The sequence below is a fragment of the Sulfitobacter sp. W074 genome, assembly GCF_025142275.1.
In the GTDB taxonomy this organism is placed as follows: domain Bacteria; phylum Pseudomonadota; class Alphaproteobacteria; order Rhodobacterales; family Rhodobacteraceae; genus Sulfitobacter; species Sulfitobacter profundi.
The window spans coordinates 164836-181191 of sequence record NZ_CP081132.1; the positions used below are offsets into that span (position 1 = coordinate 164836).

Genomic DNA, 16356 nt, shown 5'->3' on the forward strand with positions numbered 1-16356 from the left:
TATTCACAAAAGCTCAAAGCAATGCCGTGATGGTACTTTGCCTGCCAATATAGAAAGTTATCCTGCTGCTCCATCGGCCTATATTGCGAGATTAAAGTATGGCGATGGCTTTACCCGTGATTTATCCAGCGTTTCCCAGTGTCTTGCGGCCTAACGGGCGCTCAAGCTCCTAGACGCGAACTCCCTTCTCTCAGATAGCCTTGTTGGTGGTCACGCTGGCAACTCCCATCACGACGCCCCCCCCCTTTTCGAACACCAGTCTAAGCCAACGATACAACGGATTGGGCGCCACGCCATCTTCTGCTCCGGTTTTAATTGAAGCCTTTCCTAGTAATCGGGCCCGCGTATACTGGGCGTGACCTTCATTAAAAAAGCGTTTATAGCGAGACGACCATGTTTGGCTGTGAAAGATGTTTATCCAATGAGTGCCAGTAACCCGCTTCAGCAGGCCTATCGGAAGTTCCGCGCCATTTTCGGGGCGACGATCCTGTTCAGCTTCTTTGTGAACTTGCTGATGTTCGTAGGCCCCCTTTATATGCTCCAGATCTATGATCGGGTGCTGTCCAGCCGAAACGAGATGACACTCGCTGTGATCACCGTGATCGCCGTGGCCCTTCTCATCACCTATGGCACGCTGGAATTTGTCCGCTCACGTATGCTGGTGCGTGCCGGTTTACAGTTTGATAGCATCCTCTCACGGCCTCTGTTTGACCGCGTGGCACGAATGCAGCTGGTCAACCCTACCAGCGGCGCGCGCACCGCTCTGGGTGATGCAGACAAGGTCCGCAGTTTCATTACCGGGCAAGGCGTCTTGGCCTTCTTTGATGTACCTTGGACCCCGATCTTTCTTGCGCTGTGCTTTGCTTTCCATCCCTGGCTGGGATGGGTGGCCACGGGCGGTACGATCGTGATCTTCACCCTCGCGCTCCTCAATGAATATCTGACCCGTAATGCGCTGCAGTCGGCCAATACAGAAGGTCAGCAAGCGTCCGAATTTGCGGGGGCCACAATGCAGAATGCGGAAGTCATTCGTGCAATGGGAATGCAAGACGCTTTGGCAGAACGGTGGCAGGTCAAGCGCAATGGGATGCTCGTCTCGCAAGCAACAGCCAGTGACTGGGCTGGCGCGGTCATGTCGAGCTCAAAATTCGTCAGAATGGCTCTCCAAGTCGCGATCCTTGGCACGGGCGCCTATCTTGCCATGCAAGGGGAGATCTCCGCAGGCGTCATGATCGCGGCCTCTATCGTGATGGGCCGTGCTTTGGCTCCAGTTGAGCAGGCCGTCGGACAGTGGAAAGAATTCGTTGCTGCCCGCCAATCCAATGCACGACTGAAAAAGCTCTTTGAAGCTGTTGCAGAAGAGCCTACACGCCTTCAACAGCCCCAGCCGAAAGGGCATCTCAGTACTGAAGGTGTTACGACTGTTGTCCCCGGCACCCGCGATACGATCCTACGGGCCGTTAGCTTTGATTTGCCAGCCGGAAAGACGTTGGCTCTTATTGGCCCCAGTGGGTCGGGAAAGTCTACGCTTGCGCGTCATCTGGTCGGTGTAGGCGACCCGATCAATGGCACGATCCGTCTTGATCAGGTGGAACTTTCCCATTGGGACCGCAATCAGCTGGGCAAAACCATCGGCTATCTGCCGCAAGACGTAAAACTGTTCGCGGGCACCGTCGCCGAAAACATCTCTCGATTTATGGACGATGCCACCGACGACGACATTATTGCAGCCGCCAAGCTTGCTGGAGCCCACGAAATGATTTCCGGGCTGAACAACGGCTATGCCACCCAAATCGGAAGTGGCGGCGGCCGTTTGTCTGGCGGTCAACGGCAGCGGGTTGGACTGGCCCGGGCGCTTTTCGGCAACCCCTCTCTTGTGGTGCTTGATGAGCCCAATGCGAACCTGGACAGTGAAGGCGAAGAAGCCCTGGCACGTTGCCTCACGCAACTGAAAAGTGAAGGCAAGACGATTGTCTTGGTGACCCACAAGGCGAATATTCTGAGTGCCACCGACTTCACCTTGATCCTGAGGGAAGGAACGGTGCAGCGGTTTGTGGCCACAAAGGAGCTGTTACAGCCCCAGCAGCAACCGCAACAACAAAAGCCGCAGCAGCCCCAGACCATGTCGCTGTCCACGGCCAAGCTGTAAATTTTGGCAGGATTTGACCGAGGCCCACAGGTGGCGCTGGTCCGATCCTTGTCAAAATGACAAAACAGCTCTCATTCACACAAAGCGACCAGAGATTTAGGATTCAACCGTGGCAACAGCACAATCAACCCTGATTGCGGGCCAATTGAAAAAAATGGCAAACCCGCGAAAGTACTCCTTTGCAGGGTATGTCATCTTGTTCATCACCTTCGGCATCCTGGGCACCTGGGCTTATTTCGCGATCATCGCCAGCGCGGTTGTGGCCCCTGGGGTGGTGGCGCTGGAAAGCGACCGCAAAGTTGTCCAGCACCTTGAGGGCGGTATCGTCCAGGAGATCTTGGTGCGCGAAGCTGATTTTGTGGAGCAAGGCGACCCTTTGCTTGTGCTCGACAACATTCAGGTCAATTCGGAAATAACGGTGCTTGAACAGCGCCGTGCCACCTCTGAAGCCCTGATCGCTCGGTTAGTTGCAGAGCAGACCTTTGCCGAAGAGATCGATTTTTCTCCTGACTTGCTTAATGCTGAAGATCCTCATGTGAAAAGCGCGGTGCAAGCTCAACGCAACATCTTTGAAGACCGTCGATCAATCTTCTTGTCGCAAACTGAAATTCTCGAGTTCCGCGCAGAGCAGCTGAACGGTCAAGCGGAAGGCTATGAGGTCCAGCTCGCCGCTGTGGAACGACGCCATGCGCTGCGCAACGAGCTTTTCGAACGGATGCGCACAGGCGAAGAGCGGGGCGTAATCGAAAGCAACCGCCTCTCTGAGATGCAAGATGAGGTGATCCAGATTGAAGCCAGCATTGGGACGGCCATGTCGGATATTGCTCAAGTCAAAGCGGCAGCGGGAGAGGCACGTCTCAATATTCTCAAGCTCAAGCAAGAATATAGCGAACGCGCCAACAGTGAGCTTAAGACCGCGCGCTCCGAGCTTTCCGAGATCAATGAAAAGTTGACCGTGGCCGCTGATCGGATGCGGCGAACAACCATTCTGGCCCCTACGACCGGCAAGGTGCAAAGCCTCGCCGTTACCACCCGCGGCTCTGTGATCCGCTCAGGTGAGATCCTGATGGAGATCGTCCCCAGCAATGAGACACTCCTCATCGACGCCAAGATCGCACCTGTGGATGTGGACAACGTACGCCCCGGGCTCGAAACCGAAGTGCGATTTTCGGCCTTTAAGGCCCGCCTGTCAAAGTTGGTGTTAGGAGAAGTCCTGTCGATCTCGACGGATGTGGTCACCACCAAAGACCCTAGCGAAGCGCCCTATTACCTCGCGCGGATCAAGGTGCCGGACGAGAACCTAACAGATGAAATACGCGATGGTTTGACTGCGGGCATGCCTGCAGATGTGGTGATCCTAACAGGTGAACGGACCGTGTTGCAGTACATGCTAGACCCGCTGTCCGAAGCAATTTTCAAAAGTTTGCGCGAAGAGTAACCGCAGAGCAAAGAAGGTGTACTCTTAGTGAAAAGGCTAAAAGTCGATGGGAGATGATGTGAGCGGGGTCAAACGTTTTGGCGATTACATAGCGGCAATCTTCAAGCTCGGGCGCACAGAGCGGCTGGCCAAAGAAGCCCGTCGCAGTATCCAAGAAATAGAACGCAGCATAGAACGTCTTAATGGATGGGAAGCCCGTGAGCGACGCCTCCGGGACGGGATCAAACAGATGGTTCAGGGCGAAACCCAAGTCCTGATGGCCCGCAATGCAGAACTTGCACGGAACTTTGTTGAACTGTCTCGGCGCTTAGATCAGGTTTTGCTCGCCTCTCAAGGTGAGCAAAACCAGCCCCCACACACCACCCCGGCCGCCCAAAAGGCAGGGGGCCTTGAGGCTGTCATGGACAGTTTCTATCATAGGCTGGAAAACAAATACCGTGGCTCTGTCTCCGACATCCGCAACAGGTTGCGCGTCTATCTGCCTGATGTGGAAAGCGCTGTCATTCGCACAGGCGGCAAACCGGTCATGGACATTGGCTGTGGCCGGGGGGAATGGCTGGAACTGCTGAACGATGCAGGCCTTACTGCCATCGGTATTGATACCAATTCGGTGCAAATTGGCGAAGCTCAAGAAAAAGGGCTGGATGCGCGGCAGGGGAATGCCCGCAGCGCGCTGAGTGAGGCGGAAGACAACTCTTTGGCCTGCATCACCGCGCACCACCTAATCGAGCATTTGCCCTTTGAAGAAGTTCTCTGGATCACCCGAGAAGCCATGCGTGTGCTGGCGCCAGGTGGCTTGCTCTTGTTCGAGACACCCAATGTGCGCAACGTTCTGGTGGGCGCGACGTCGTTTCACAATGACCCTACGCATTTGCACCCGATGACCGATCCGGTTCTCACCGTTCTCTTCGAAACTATGGGATTCCAGCCCATCGAAACGCGCCGACTGCACCCCCATGAAAGGCTCGCCGAGTTCATGGCCAAGCCAGGATTTGACCCAGAGCTTGCCAATTTGATGTTCGGCGCCCAGGACCTCGCCGTTCTCGGCCACAAACCTCTTCAGGAGGCTTAAGATGCGGGTTGGTGTTGTCCGGACCCAAGTGCCTTTTGTTACCGGCGGGGCGGAGCGTCATGCGGCCGGTCTGGTGAGCGCTCTGCGCCACTATGGCCATGAGGCCTGCGAAATCACCCTGCCCTTCAAATGGTATCCTGTGGAGACATTGACTGACAGCATCCTCGCCGCGCGACTGACGGATCTGTCAGAGGCGGAAGGGGTGCCCATCGACATGATGATCGGGCTTAAATTTCCCGCCTATCTCGCACGACATCCCAATCCGGTCTTTTGGCTGATCCATCAACATCGGCAGGCCTATGACATGTGGAATGCCGGCACGTCGGATCTGCTGGACAGTTCTGACGGGATGATGGCGCGAGATATGATCCGGGCGGAAGACCGCGCAGCTTTCGCACGCAGCACGCGCCCCATTTATGCGAACTCGAAAAATGTCGCCGGACGGCTGGAAACGTACCTTGGGCTGCCCTCTACGCCCTTGTACCATCCGCCACCGCTTGCGGACCGGATGATCCAAGGCACGTTTGGCGACTATCTCTTCGCACCGGGACGCCTGAACCCCTCCAAGCGGGTCGATCTGATGCTACGTGCATTGGCCAAGACACCGGGGCCAATGCGCCTGGTCATCGCCGGCGTGCCAGAAAACCCCGCCTATTTAGACGAATTGCGCAACTTGGCCGCGTCTTTGGGGGTTTCGGGGCGTGTCGAGTGGCTAGGCGGCATCGATAATGACACGATGATCCGGCACTATGCCCAGGCCCGTGGCGTCGTCTTTACGCCGCAAGATGAAGATCTGGGCTATATCACGCTGGAGGCCATGCTCTCGGGCAAGCCGGTGATCACCACCACCGATGCCGGGGGGCCGTTAGAGTTTATTTCTCACGAGCAGGAAGGATTGATCACCGCTCCTGATGCCGAGGCGCTCTCGAAGGCGTTCACCGCCCTTTATGAAGATACCACTTTGGCCGAGACCATGGGCCAGGCCGGGCTCGAGCGCTATCAAAGCCTGAACATCTCTTGGGAGCATGTGGTGGAAACGCTGACCGGAGAGACGGCCAAGCCGGCCCCGGGGCCCGCACAGATCGCGGCCCTTGAAGCGAAAGCCGCGGCCACGCCGGCCGAAGAAGCGGTGGCCCGGGTGCAGGCCGCCGTGGCGCCGCCGCCCGCGCCGGCCTTGCCTTTTGCCTCCATCACCGACGTACTGGAGGCCTATGCTTTTGACACCATGCCTCAGGAAAATGGAGCGGGGCCCGCGCCGGTTGAACCTGGATTGGCGCAATATCTGGGCTCCCATTGGACGCGCTACTTAACCACTTTGCACCATGTTGTGGACTGTGCCCCGCGCGACATTCTGGATGTTGGAGTCTTCCCGCCTTTGGCCTTTGAGGCTATGGTCGTCAACGCGCTTGAAGACGTCAAAATGAGCGGGGTCTGGGAAGGACCACATCCTTATGCGCAGTCGGTCAAAAGCCTGAACCCGGCCTACCCTGATTTTAACATCGAGCTGCGCCCTGCCAACATCGAGCGCGATGTAATGCCCTATGGGGATGCAGAGTTCGACATGGTGCTGGGCATGGAGATCTTTGAGCACCTCGCTCTGGATCCGCATTTCTTCCTGTCCCAAGCGGCCCGCGTGTTGCGGCCCGGAGGGCATATCATCCTCACCACACCTAATGTCGGCAGCCACCGCGGTGTGCGAAAGATGCTTGATCGCGAGTCCCCCTACTCTTTCGGCCTTTTTGTCCCTACCGGCGGGGTCTACGGGCGGCACAACCGCGAATACACCCCCCGTGAGGTAGAGGCTCTGGCCCATGGAGCCGGATTTGAAACCCATTTCTTAGGCACAGCAGACGTCTATGACACTCATGTGGATCCAGCGACCGCAGCTCTCATGATCGCCCGCGAGGACGCGTTACATCTGCGCGGAGAAACGATTGTCTTTGTGGGGCGGAAAACAGGGGTGCCAAGCGCCCCGCCGCCTGGGCTCTATCACGGCGATCCTGCACGGCTGTCAGGTAAACTGGTTCTGACCAAGGACGAGGCCGACACCGGACTTACGCAAATCACCGCCCAAAACACTTCTTCGGGTTGGTGGCCTGCTGCGGGCAATCAAGCAACGGCTCTTTTGGCGGAATGGATCAATGACACAGGCTATCTAGTTCATACCAATGTCATTCTGCCCCTGAGTGAAGCTGTGGCATCGGGCGGAGAGACAACGTTCAGCTTCCGTCGCGCTCCAAATCAGACAGGTTTGGGGACGCTGCGGCTACAGCTTTTCCAAACCGGTGTCGGGGCGTTTACCGGGACAGGGCGGGCGAACCTCTTGGAACTGCCCTGCTCTGAAGACACCTTCCTGGCCTTGGCCAAACAGGCGCTCTGATGGCTGACGTAGGCCCGCGCCCGACCATCCATTGGATCAGCCCCCTCCCCCCGGCTGAGACCGATATTGCGCATTACACAGCGCGCGTTTTGCCAGCCCTCAGCGCTAGGGCCGAGGTGGTTCTGTGGACCGATGCGCGGGAGTGGGATCCGGCCCTGGAGCGCCATGCGACAGTCAAGAATTTTGACCCAGATACGGTCATGCCGCGGGATTTTGCGACCGTCAGCCGCGGGACAGGGGCAGAAGTTCTCTTTTTGCATATCGGAAATTCCTGGGTCTACCATGCGGGTTTTTTGCGCCTGGCACAGCGTATCCCCACCATCGTGGTGCTGCATGATCTCGCGATCCAGGAACTGATGATTGAGGCAGTTGAGCAAAACGAATGGGATGCGCCGAGCTATTTGGCCGGCATGGAAAAGTGGTATGGCGCCGAAGGTCTGCGCCTAGGCGAGGCATGTTTGAACCGGGCTGAAAAAGGATCTGTGATCTCTGCCAGGATGCCGGGCTTCGAGTTGGCGCTGGAAAAGGCACTTGGCGTGCTCACGCATACCGAGCTGGCCCATCAGGCGGTACAGACGCGGCTGCCGCAGCTGCCCGCCCAGGTCTTACCCCTGCCCTTCGAAATTGGTCCGGCGCCGTTACCGCGCCGCACCTCAAGCGGGCCGCTGCGGCTTTTGCAATTTGGCTGGATTGGCCCCAACCGGCGGCTTGAGCAGGTTTTGGATGCTTTGGCGCAGATGCCGGAGAATTTTGACTATCGGCTGGATGTGATGGGCAAAATTTGGAACCCGGAACTCATATACGACAAGCTGAACCAGTTGAACTTGGCCGGCCGGGTACATCTGCATGGCTTTGTCTCAGAGCCGGTCTTGGATGATGCCCTGCGCCAGGCCCATCTGGTGTTGAACCTACGTCATCCCAGCATGGGGGAAGCCTCTGGCAGTCAGCTGCGTATCTGGAATGCGGGGGCGCCATCGGTCGTCACCCGGGAGGGCTGGTATGCGGGCTTACCTAAAGACGTGGCCTATTCTATCGACGTGAACGACGAAGTCGCGCAACTGCAGGCGCTCTTTTTAGAGCTCGCCGCTGATCGCCGCGCAGGGGATGAGATTGGCGCCGCAGGCCGGGTCTATTTTGAGGCGCATCACGCCCCCGCCTCCTATGCGCAAGACATTGTCGCCTGGGCCGAAGAGACCTCGCTTCATGCCGGGCGAGATCTGGCCTTGCGCTTGAGATCAGAGCAGCAAAAAGCGCGTGGCCTACACCCCGATTTGCAAAAGCGTCTCGAGGTGCAGACGACGGCCGCTAGATCGAAGCTTTAGGCTTTTTCGGCGTCGCCAAAGAGCATCTCATAGGCTTCCGGCTCATAATAGCTCAACAGAATGGTCATGAAGGCTTTAGGCTCTTGTTCAAGGACTTTGGCCCAATCGCGGTACCGCGCGCTTGGGATTTTGCCGCGACCGGTCTCAAGCTGAGAAATGAAGGTGTAGTAATCCAGATCAAGCATGTCCGCGAGTTGGCGCTGCGATAGGCCTTGGGCTTCGCGCAAGGTTCTCAGCCAGCTTCCCAATTCTGCGCGAGCATCTTTGTCGCGCGCAACAGCGGGGGTCATCTTATCATGTGCCATACTACGAGGCTTCCTGTTCGCGGCAAAGCCCCCCTTTGGCTGGGGCTAAGCCTTGTTTGTTACAGCTAAGGGACGGAACTACCGAAAGAAATCCAGTGAGCTCTGTGACTGACTGTATCCATAACATCATCTAGAAGAGGATGGTATACTTTTTACTGGATATAAAGCTTGCTCGGTGGCAAGCGATTTGTTAATCCCAACCCTAGCGATCATTCCGCGATCAGGCGACAATGCCGTCTTCGGAAGATTTTTGCCGCGCGGTCGCTCGTGAAAAGATCATCGTGTAGCTTATTAAGCAGGAAGCAAAAACCATGGCAACATCAGAACAAATTAACGACCTCGTCGCCCTTTACGCCGGTTATTTCAACCGCGCGCCCGATCCCGCTGGTCTCCAGTTCTGGATCGACCAAATCGACGGCGGCCGTGAATTCAACACAATTGCCGCAGACTTCGCCACATCCGCCGAAGCCACTGCCCTCTATCCTTACCTGACTGCGCCTGACGTCGCGTCGCCTTCGACCTTCATCACAAGCATCTACCAGAACCTGTTCAACCGCACACCCGATCAGGCTGGTCTGGACTTCTGGACAGACGTGCTGGCACAGGGCTCCGTTTCCGTGGCTGACATGATCGAAGAGATCATCATCGGCGCCGTTGATGCTCCTAACGCAACCCCCGCGACCTTCGACGCAACCACCCTCGAGAACAAAATCGAAGTGGGTCTTGACTTTGCTGTAGACGCTGCAAACACCAGCGGCTTTGAATTCGATGCGGAAGCAAAATCCGCAGCGATCGCAGCCATCGACGGCGTGACCAACGATGAAGCAACTGTTGACGCTGCGAAAGCCGCAACAGACGCCTACCTGGCAGGCGAAGCCAACGAAGGTGACACACTCACACTCACGACAGGTGCAGATGCTCTGGTTGGCACCGCGGACAATGATACCTTCAACGCTCTGTCCGTGAATGCGACTGGTGCAGCCGCTACCACCTTCTCATCATTCGACTCGATTGACGGTGGCGCTGGTAAAGATACCCTGAACATCTTCGCGCAAGATGCTGGTGATCTGAACGAGGGCTTCCCGGCAACTGCTTCGGTAAAGAATGTTGAGACCGTCAACATCAACAACATCGACGATGATGGTTTTGGCGATGTGAACGCTTCTAACTTCCAGGGCGCTACACAAATCTGGCAAGCTGCCTTTGCAAGCGACATCAGCATGGTAGAAGCTTCGACCACAGCTGGTTTCCGCAATCTGACCGCTGCGACTGCTGACGACCTGACAGTGACTGCTGCTGATGCAGCAACTGCTGCATCTGTCGCTCTTGAAAGCGTTAAGGGCGATAAGGCCACTAACGTTGCAGAAGTGAATGTCAAAGGCGCGGCCTTGGCCTCTGCGAACGTTTCCGGCACTCTCGCTCAGACTACTACAGGTGCAGCAGCAGCAGCAGCTTCTCTGGCTCTGGATGTTGCTCTTGGTAAAGACGTTCAGGCAGCGACTGTGAACACAGGTGTTGCTACTTCTCTGACCATCGAGAACACTGGCAAAGACCTGACTTCGGTTGATGCTTCGGCAAGCGCCGGCGCCATCACCTACACCAGTGCTGACAGCGACGTTGCCACAATCAAGACCGGTAGCGGCAACGACAACGTCGAGATCCAGACAGTCACTTCCAGCACTGCCGGCGCTGAAGTTGCCGCTGTTCTGGAAGCTGGCGCTGGCGACGACATGGTCGAAGTCGCAACCACAGGTACTGGTACCTCCACCGTTAGCGCGGGCGCTGGTAATGACACTGTGACACTGTCCACTGATGCGGGTACTGGCAAGCTGAGTGTTGACCTCGGCGAAGGCGATGACGCATTCATGGTTAACACGACAGCGCCAGCTAATGGTGTTGTCTCCAAAAGCGACGTCATCGATGGCGGTGCGGGTTCGGACACTCTGCAGCTGACAGCTGTTGGCGCGGCGAACATCTCTGCCTTCAGCAACTTTGAAGTCTTCGATGTTAAAGACCTGTCTGGTACCCTGGACGTCGACATTCTTGCGACAAACAACACTGTCACAGAATTCGTTGGTTCTGATGCTGTCGCCGGCGGTGGCGCAACTCTGGCCAGCCTTGGTGCAGGCGTTGGCTTCCGTGCAACTGCTGATATGGGTGGGAACGATCTGACGCTGACGCAGAAGACAGCTGGCGATCTGACTGTTACCCTGGACGCTGATAGCACCAAAGACGCGGCAAATGATGCAGGCATTGACGTTGTGGCATCTAATGCGACCACCGTTAACACTGTGTTCAGCTCTGACTCCGCGTTCGTCCAGACCCCGGGCGCTGGCGCGACTGAAAACAACCAGTCAATCGACCTGACTGCTGGCAAAGCGACAGCTATCAATGTCACTTCCGGTGGTACCAATGCGACCAACGATCTGGACCTGACGACTGCCCAAGTTGCCACTTCCGGCGCCGACGCTCTGAAGACCGTGACTATCACCGGCTCGCAGGCTCTGAACCTTGAGATCACTGAAAGTGTTGGCTCTGCTTCGGCTGTGACCGCAATCGATGCTTCGGCAATGGCGGGCGCTTTGACTGTTAGCACTGCTGAACTGAAGACATCGGCTGGTAGCGATGCGTTTGACGGCGGTACTCTGACCTTGGGTTCGGGTGACGACGTGGTGACGATCACTGATGAAGCTAATATCGCTTCGATCGGTAAAGGCACCAAAGAGGATGCAACGCAGCAAGAAGGCTTCGATGTTGTGACTACCGGTGGTACGGTCGCTCAGGCGGGCGATGCTGACACTGCTGACGTCATCATCAAAGACGGTTTGCTTACCTTCAAAGGCGCTGGCCCGACCACGCTTACAGATGCACTTGGCACTGTTGCCAGTGAAGTGACCGTAGCCGGTGAAGCAGTAGTTTTTGAGTATGTCGGAAACAGCTACATCTTCGTTGATGGCGGTGCCGGTGCGGATACGGCCGTAAAGCTGGTCGGCACAACAGGTCTGAATGGTCTCGACGAAGTCGGCACCAGCGACAGCCTGTACGTCTTCTAAGACTTCTATCTAAATCTTACGGATTTGGGGCTGCCTTTGGGTGGCCCCTTTCCATATCTACCCCCCCACTAATTGAGGAATACGACCATGGCTGACGGAGAGATGATTTCGATTGATGGCAAAAACTACGCTCTGGACGAGTTGACGGATGAGGCCAAAACGCAGCTCGGCAACATCCGGGCTGTAGAGGTCGAGTTGCAACGGCTAGAGCACCAAAAAGCTTTTGCGAAAACGGCGCGAAATGCCTATGCACGGGCCTTGCAAGAAGAGCTGGCGAAGGTAGAGCCGCAGCAATAAGCGCCCCGGCGCGTTGTCTGATATCAAAAGGGCTTCTTCTGGAAACAGTGGAGGCCTTTAGGGTTTCGGCGCCGAGCATTTCAAACGCAAACAGCTGGCGGAATAAAGGGCCTTTGAGGGGGACGGCACCCAGTGTAATCGCTTTAGAAGTTTAGTTCGTGGTCGTTTGGGTGTCGCCAAAAAGCATGCCGTAGGCTTCAGGCTCATAATAGCGAAGCAGCGTCATCATGAAGTCGCGTGGCTCCTGCTCGAGCGCTTTTGCCCAATCACAGTACCGCGCGCTCGGGATTTTTCCGCGCCCGGTCTCAAGCTGAGAGATGAAGGTGTAGTACGGCAGAGAGAGCTCATCTGCGAGTTGGCGCTGCGAAATCCCCCGCGCTTCGCGTAGAGCTCTGAGCCAGATCCCCAGTTCAGCCCGCGGCTCTTTTTGGCGCGAGGCTGTAGGAGCGATCTTATCGTATGCCATCGTTCTCAGCCTTCCCTATTTACCCATCCCCGCCCCTTAAGGCGGGGATGTCTCCTGCTCTCCATTCGGCGAAAAAGCGCCTTGTGACTCCATAGCATCACGTTGCGTCAAATGATAGATATACCTATTGACATCGAATCTTGCCTGATGGGTGAAGACTTGCTACTTTGTATAGGCGATCTATCCGCAATCTCGCCCTAATATACCTTTGGAGGATTATTGCTGCCCGGTCGCTGTTAACAAAACAAACACCAACAGACACACCGCAGGAAGGTAATTATTATGGCTACATCCGCCCAAGTTGACGCGCTCGCCGCTCTCTACGCAGGATACTTCAACCGTGCGCCGGATCCCGCCGGTCTTCAATTCTGGATCGACCAAATCGATAATGGCCGTGAATTTAACACAATCGCTGCGGACTTTGCAGGTTCGGCAGAAGCCACCGCGCTTTACCCCTACCTAACCTCCCCCGGTGTGGCTTCGCCCACAACCTTCATAACTTCTGTCTACCAAAACCTGTTCAACCGCGCGCCAGACGGGCCAGGTCTGCAGTTCTGGTCTGATGTTCTGGCATCCGGGTCGGTCTCTGTGGCCGACATGATCGAAGCGATCATCAACGGCGCCGTGGACGCCCCCACGGCGACCCCGCCGACCTTCGACAAAGCTACCCTCGATAACAAAATCGATGTGGGCCGCGACTTCGCCGCAGATGCCGCCAATACAACCGGCTTCGTCTTCGACACTGCCGCCAAATCCGCGGCGATCGACATCATGGACGGCGTGACCAATGATCCGGCGACTGTTGTCACAGCCAAAGCAGAAACGGACGCCTTCTTGTCAGGTGTGGCCAACCCGGGCGACACATTCATCCTTACAACAGGCGCGGACACTTTCGTGGGAACCGCTGGCAACGACATGTTCAATGCCCTGTCCGTGAATGGCACTGGAACAGATGCAACCACGTTCTCCGCCTTTGATGAGATTGATGGCGGTGCTGGCAAAGATACCTTGAATATCTACAGCAACGGCAGCGGCAAAGGCGACGAGAACAACAGCTTCCCCACTGTTGGCACCGTTGAAAATGTAGAGATCGTCAATATTTTTAACGCGGATGCAGGAGACCCTGGTGCCTTCGGCGACGCCTCAAAATACATGGGCGTTGAGCAGCTGTGGCAGGTCAATTCCGCAACCGCTGTGACCAACTTGGCCGCAACCACCACGGCGGGTTTCCGCAAGACAACAGCGGGAGGGAGTGTCGCCGCCGCGACTGGCGTGGCGACAATGGCCATCGCCCTCGATGAGGTCGCTGAATTCAGCAACTTTAACCTCTCCGGGGATGCCCTGAATTCAATCACTGTTTCGGGCACGGTTGTTGATGCTGCCGACGTAAATACGACAGTGGATGTCATTTTTATGAACGTCACTGCAGGGAAAGATGTGCAGGCGGTGACCCTGGATACGGCTGTCGCGAGCGATTTGTGGGTTACTAATACTGGCACCAAAGCTGTGACGTCGGTTGATGCTTCGGCAAGCACCGGCGATATCACCTATAATTTTGGCCCCAGCAAAGCGGTTGCCGACATCAAAACCGGCAGCGGGGATGACACCGTCCTCACCGTAACTGCGACCTCCAATAAGGCTGGCACTGAAGTGGCGGCCACTTTGGATACTGGTGACGGCAAAGACATGATCACGGTTAACACCTCTGGCACCGGCACCACTACTGTGAATGCAGGCGCGGGAGACGACACTGTAACGCTGGTCTCGGATGGCACCGGCATGCTGAGCGTCAACCTCGGCGAAGGCGATGACGCCTTTATGGTAGGCGGCGGCACCGTGTCTAAAGGCGACACCATTGATGGGGGCGCAGGCAGCGACACGCTGCAGCTGACAGCTGTAGGAGCGGCGAACATCACGGCCTTCAGCAACTTCGAGGTCTTCGACGTCAAAGCTCTTAGCACCACGCTCGACGTGAATATTCTGGCGTCGAACAACACGCTTACAGAGATTATTGGCTCTGGCGCTCTGACCGGCGCCTCTACCCTAACCAATCTGGGAGCTGGCGTAGGTTTCCGGGCCACCGGCAACATGGGGGGAACCCCACTGACCCTGACGCAGACAACCGGAGGCGCTCTGTCCCTTGGTTTGGACATTGATGAGACAAAAGAAGCGACAACCCTCGCAACTGGCGTCACTGCGAATGTGGTTGCAACCAACGCAACCTCGCTTGCGATCAATCTGGATGCCGACTTCGTTGGTAAGTCGAATGCGGCGGGTGACAATGAGACCGACTTCAATGCAACAGGCTCGAAAGCCACGTCGGTGTCGATCACATCTGACGGCGACAATGCTGTAAACAACCTTGACTATGTTTACGGTGTCAGCGGAGCCACTGCAGCTGCAGATGGTGTCCTCACATCAGCAACCATCACCGGCGCACAGGCGCTCACGGTCGACTTTAGCGATGGCACAGGTCTCATTACTGGCGACGATGAAACCAACCTCGCGACCGTGGACGCGTCGGGCATGACAGGCGGGCTTATGCTTTCGCTAAATGACCTGAAGGACACGGGAACTGTCAGCCTGGGGTCGGGCGATGATGTTCTTGCCGCGCAGGATGGCGCGGCAAGTGCTGCAGCCGCGATCGCGGAGCATGTGAAGCTTGCTGGGTTCGAGAAGGGAACGGCTGAGAACCTCACCTCTTCAGCCGATATCGACATCATTATGCTGGCTGGCGCGGTTCAAGCAGTGGACGATACGACCGGTACAGTGAATGCGTCGGTCGAGAATGGCCTGATCACCTTCAAGAACGCAGGCCCAACCACCCTTCAGCAGGCGGTTGATCAAGTTCAAGCACTGATCGGCAGCAATGAAGCCGCAGTCTTCGAATACCTCGGCAACTCCTTCATCTTTGCGGAAGGGGCGGCCGATGGTGCAGGTGACGATGTCTTGATCGAACTGACCGGGACGGTTGGCTTGACCGGCCTTGATACGGAGACCGCCACCAATGGCCTCTACGTCTTCTAAGGCGACCTCTTAAACGTTACGGAATTTAGGGCTGCCTTTGGGCGGCCCTTTTTACATGCCACCCCCTACCATGACGTATGATGACGATTTCCAGCCTGTGTGGATGGCCAAACAGACATGGTCGCGGTGCATTCAAGAGGCCACTCGCCGGTCTGCCATTCGCGGCGCGACGCAAGAGACAGCTTTCCGCTTATGCGGTGGAGGTGGCGTTGTCTGAGACCCTCAACGAGGGTAAATCCTTAGAGACCCCAACCAAAGGAGCCGACATGATGTTCAAAGGACTTCTTACCGGCGCGGCCATCAGTACGGCAAGCGCGGGCCTAGCCTGCACTTACGAGCCCAATACGTCGCCTGGAAAAGATGGGCGTACTGTGTTTCTCGGTGACTGCGGCTTCTATGAAACGGGATACCGGCTTGAAGGTAACGTCCTGTATTTTCCCAACGGCGGGACACACGCTATTGCGGAGGCTTCCGAGCAAGAAGCTCAAGCCATCCTTCGGCAGACCTATGGCTTGGTGGAGGCCAAAGACGGGGCGTTGGTACGCACCAAAGGCGTGGTGACGCCCTAAAGCTTAAGGGGCTGGGACCTGTTAAAGCGGCGGCAATGTCAGGTCGCGATCCGCACTGCGTGATAGGTTCATGGGTCCCGATGAGATAGATGGCGCTACACAAAAACCTGCGCAAATCGAGCAGCGTCTTCTGTCTGCCCCAGCATAGATCACGTTCTCACCTTGCAGAGGGGGAACTATGGCAAGGATTGCCATACATCAATCCTAATTGGCGCAAGTTTCAGATTGTATCGACTCAGGTGGTGAGATCGACAGAATCCAAGCTCTCAGGCGCCCCC

At 56.5% G+C, this 16356-nt stretch carries 11 protein-coding genes; 9 read left to right on the forward strand and 2 right to left on the reverse strand.

From position 1 onward, the window contains the following. Positions 1 to 421: 421 nt before the first annotated feature. From K3762_RS19005 to K3762_RS19025, 5 genes are all read left to right on the forward strand, one after another. Positions 422 to 2149 carry a type I secretion system permease/ATPase gene (locus K3762_RS19005; protein ID WP_260013063.1) on the forward strand — a complete coding sequence of 576 codons (1728 nt, stop codon included), beginning with the start codon at positions 422 to 424 and terminating at the stop codon, positions 2147 to 2149. A 109-nt stretch (positions 2150 to 2258) separates the two neighbouring features. After that, the gene (locus tag K3762_RS19010; RefSeq protein ID WP_260013065.1) at positions 2259 to 3587 is read left to right on the forward strand and encodes an HlyD family type I secretion periplasmic adaptor subunit; all 1329 of its coding nucleotides are present in this window, start codon (positions 2259 to 2261) and stop codon (positions 3585 to 3587) included. A gap of 46 nt (positions 3588 to 3633) precedes the next feature. Continuing rightward, positions 3634 to 4659 carry a bifunctional 2-polyprenyl-6-hydroxyphenol methylase/3-demethylubiquinol 3-O-methyltransferase UbiG gene (locus K3762_RS19015; RefSeq protein ID WP_260013067.1) on the forward strand — a complete coding sequence of 342 codons (1026 nt, stop codon included), beginning with the start codon at positions 3634 to 3636 and terminating at the stop codon, positions 4657 to 4659. Between the two features lies 1 nt (position 4660). After that, positions 4661 to 7039 carry a glycosyltransferase gene (locus tag K3762_RS19020; RefSeq protein WP_260013070.1) on the forward strand — a complete coding sequence of 793 codons (2379 nt, stop codon included), beginning with the start codon at positions 4661 to 4663 and terminating at the stop codon, positions 7037 to 7039. A gap of 116 nt (positions 7040 to 7155) precedes the next feature. Beyond that, a complete protein-coding gene (locus K3762_RS19025; RefSeq protein WP_260013073.1) occupies positions 7156 to 8361 on the forward strand; it encodes a glycosyltransferase in 1206 nt (401 codons plus the stop codon). On the opposite strand, the gene K3762_RS19030 is transcribed toward K3762_RS19025, so the two are convergent. After that, positions 8358 to 8666, reverse strand: a complete 309-nt coding sequence (locus tag K3762_RS19030) for a helix-turn-helix domain-containing protein (protein ID WP_260013074.1) — start codon at positions 8664 to 8666, stop codon at positions 8358 to 8360. The two genes, K3762_RS19025 and K3762_RS19030, sit on opposite strands and share 4 nt — an antisense overlap. A gap of 311 nt (positions 8667 to 8977) precedes the next feature. On the opposite strand from K3762_RS19030, the gene K3762_RS19035 reads away from it, so the two are divergent. Further along, complete coding sequence (locus K3762_RS19035; protein WP_260013076.1) at positions 8978 to 11719, forward strand: DUF4214 domain-containing protein; 2742 nt, start codon at positions 8978 to 8980, stop codon at positions 11717 to 11719. An 87-nt stretch (positions 11720 to 11806) separates the two neighbouring features. Beyond that, entirely contained in the window at positions 11807 to 12016 is a 210-nt protein-coding gene (locus tag K3762_RS19040) for a DUF6447 family protein (protein WP_260013078.1), read from the forward strand. 151 nt (positions 12017 to 12167) lie between these two features. On the opposite strand, the gene K3762_RS19045 is transcribed toward K3762_RS19040, so the two are convergent. Then, positions 12168 to 12482 carry a helix-turn-helix domain-containing protein gene (locus K3762_RS19045; RefSeq protein WP_260013081.1) on the reverse strand — a complete coding sequence of 105 codons (315 nt, stop codon included), beginning with the start codon at positions 12480 to 12482 and terminating at the stop codon, positions 12168 to 12170. A 282-nt stretch (positions 12483 to 12764) separates the two neighbouring features. Here K3762_RS19045 and K3762_RS19050 point away from each other — a divergent pair, with 282 nt between their 5' ends. Both K3762_RS19050 and K3762_RS19055 read left to right on the forward strand, forming a co-directional pair. Then, complete coding sequence (locus K3762_RS19050) at positions 12765 to 15509, forward strand: DUF4214 domain-containing protein (protein ID WP_260013083.1); 2745 nt, start codon at positions 12765 to 12767, stop codon at positions 15507 to 15509. An 80-nt stretch (positions 15510 to 15589) separates the two neighbouring features. Further along, entirely contained in the window at positions 15590 to 16078 is a 489-nt protein-coding gene (locus K3762_RS19055) for a hypothetical protein (RefSeq protein WP_260013085.1), read from the forward strand. The last annotated feature ends 278 nt before the right edge of the window (positions 16079 to 16356 follow it).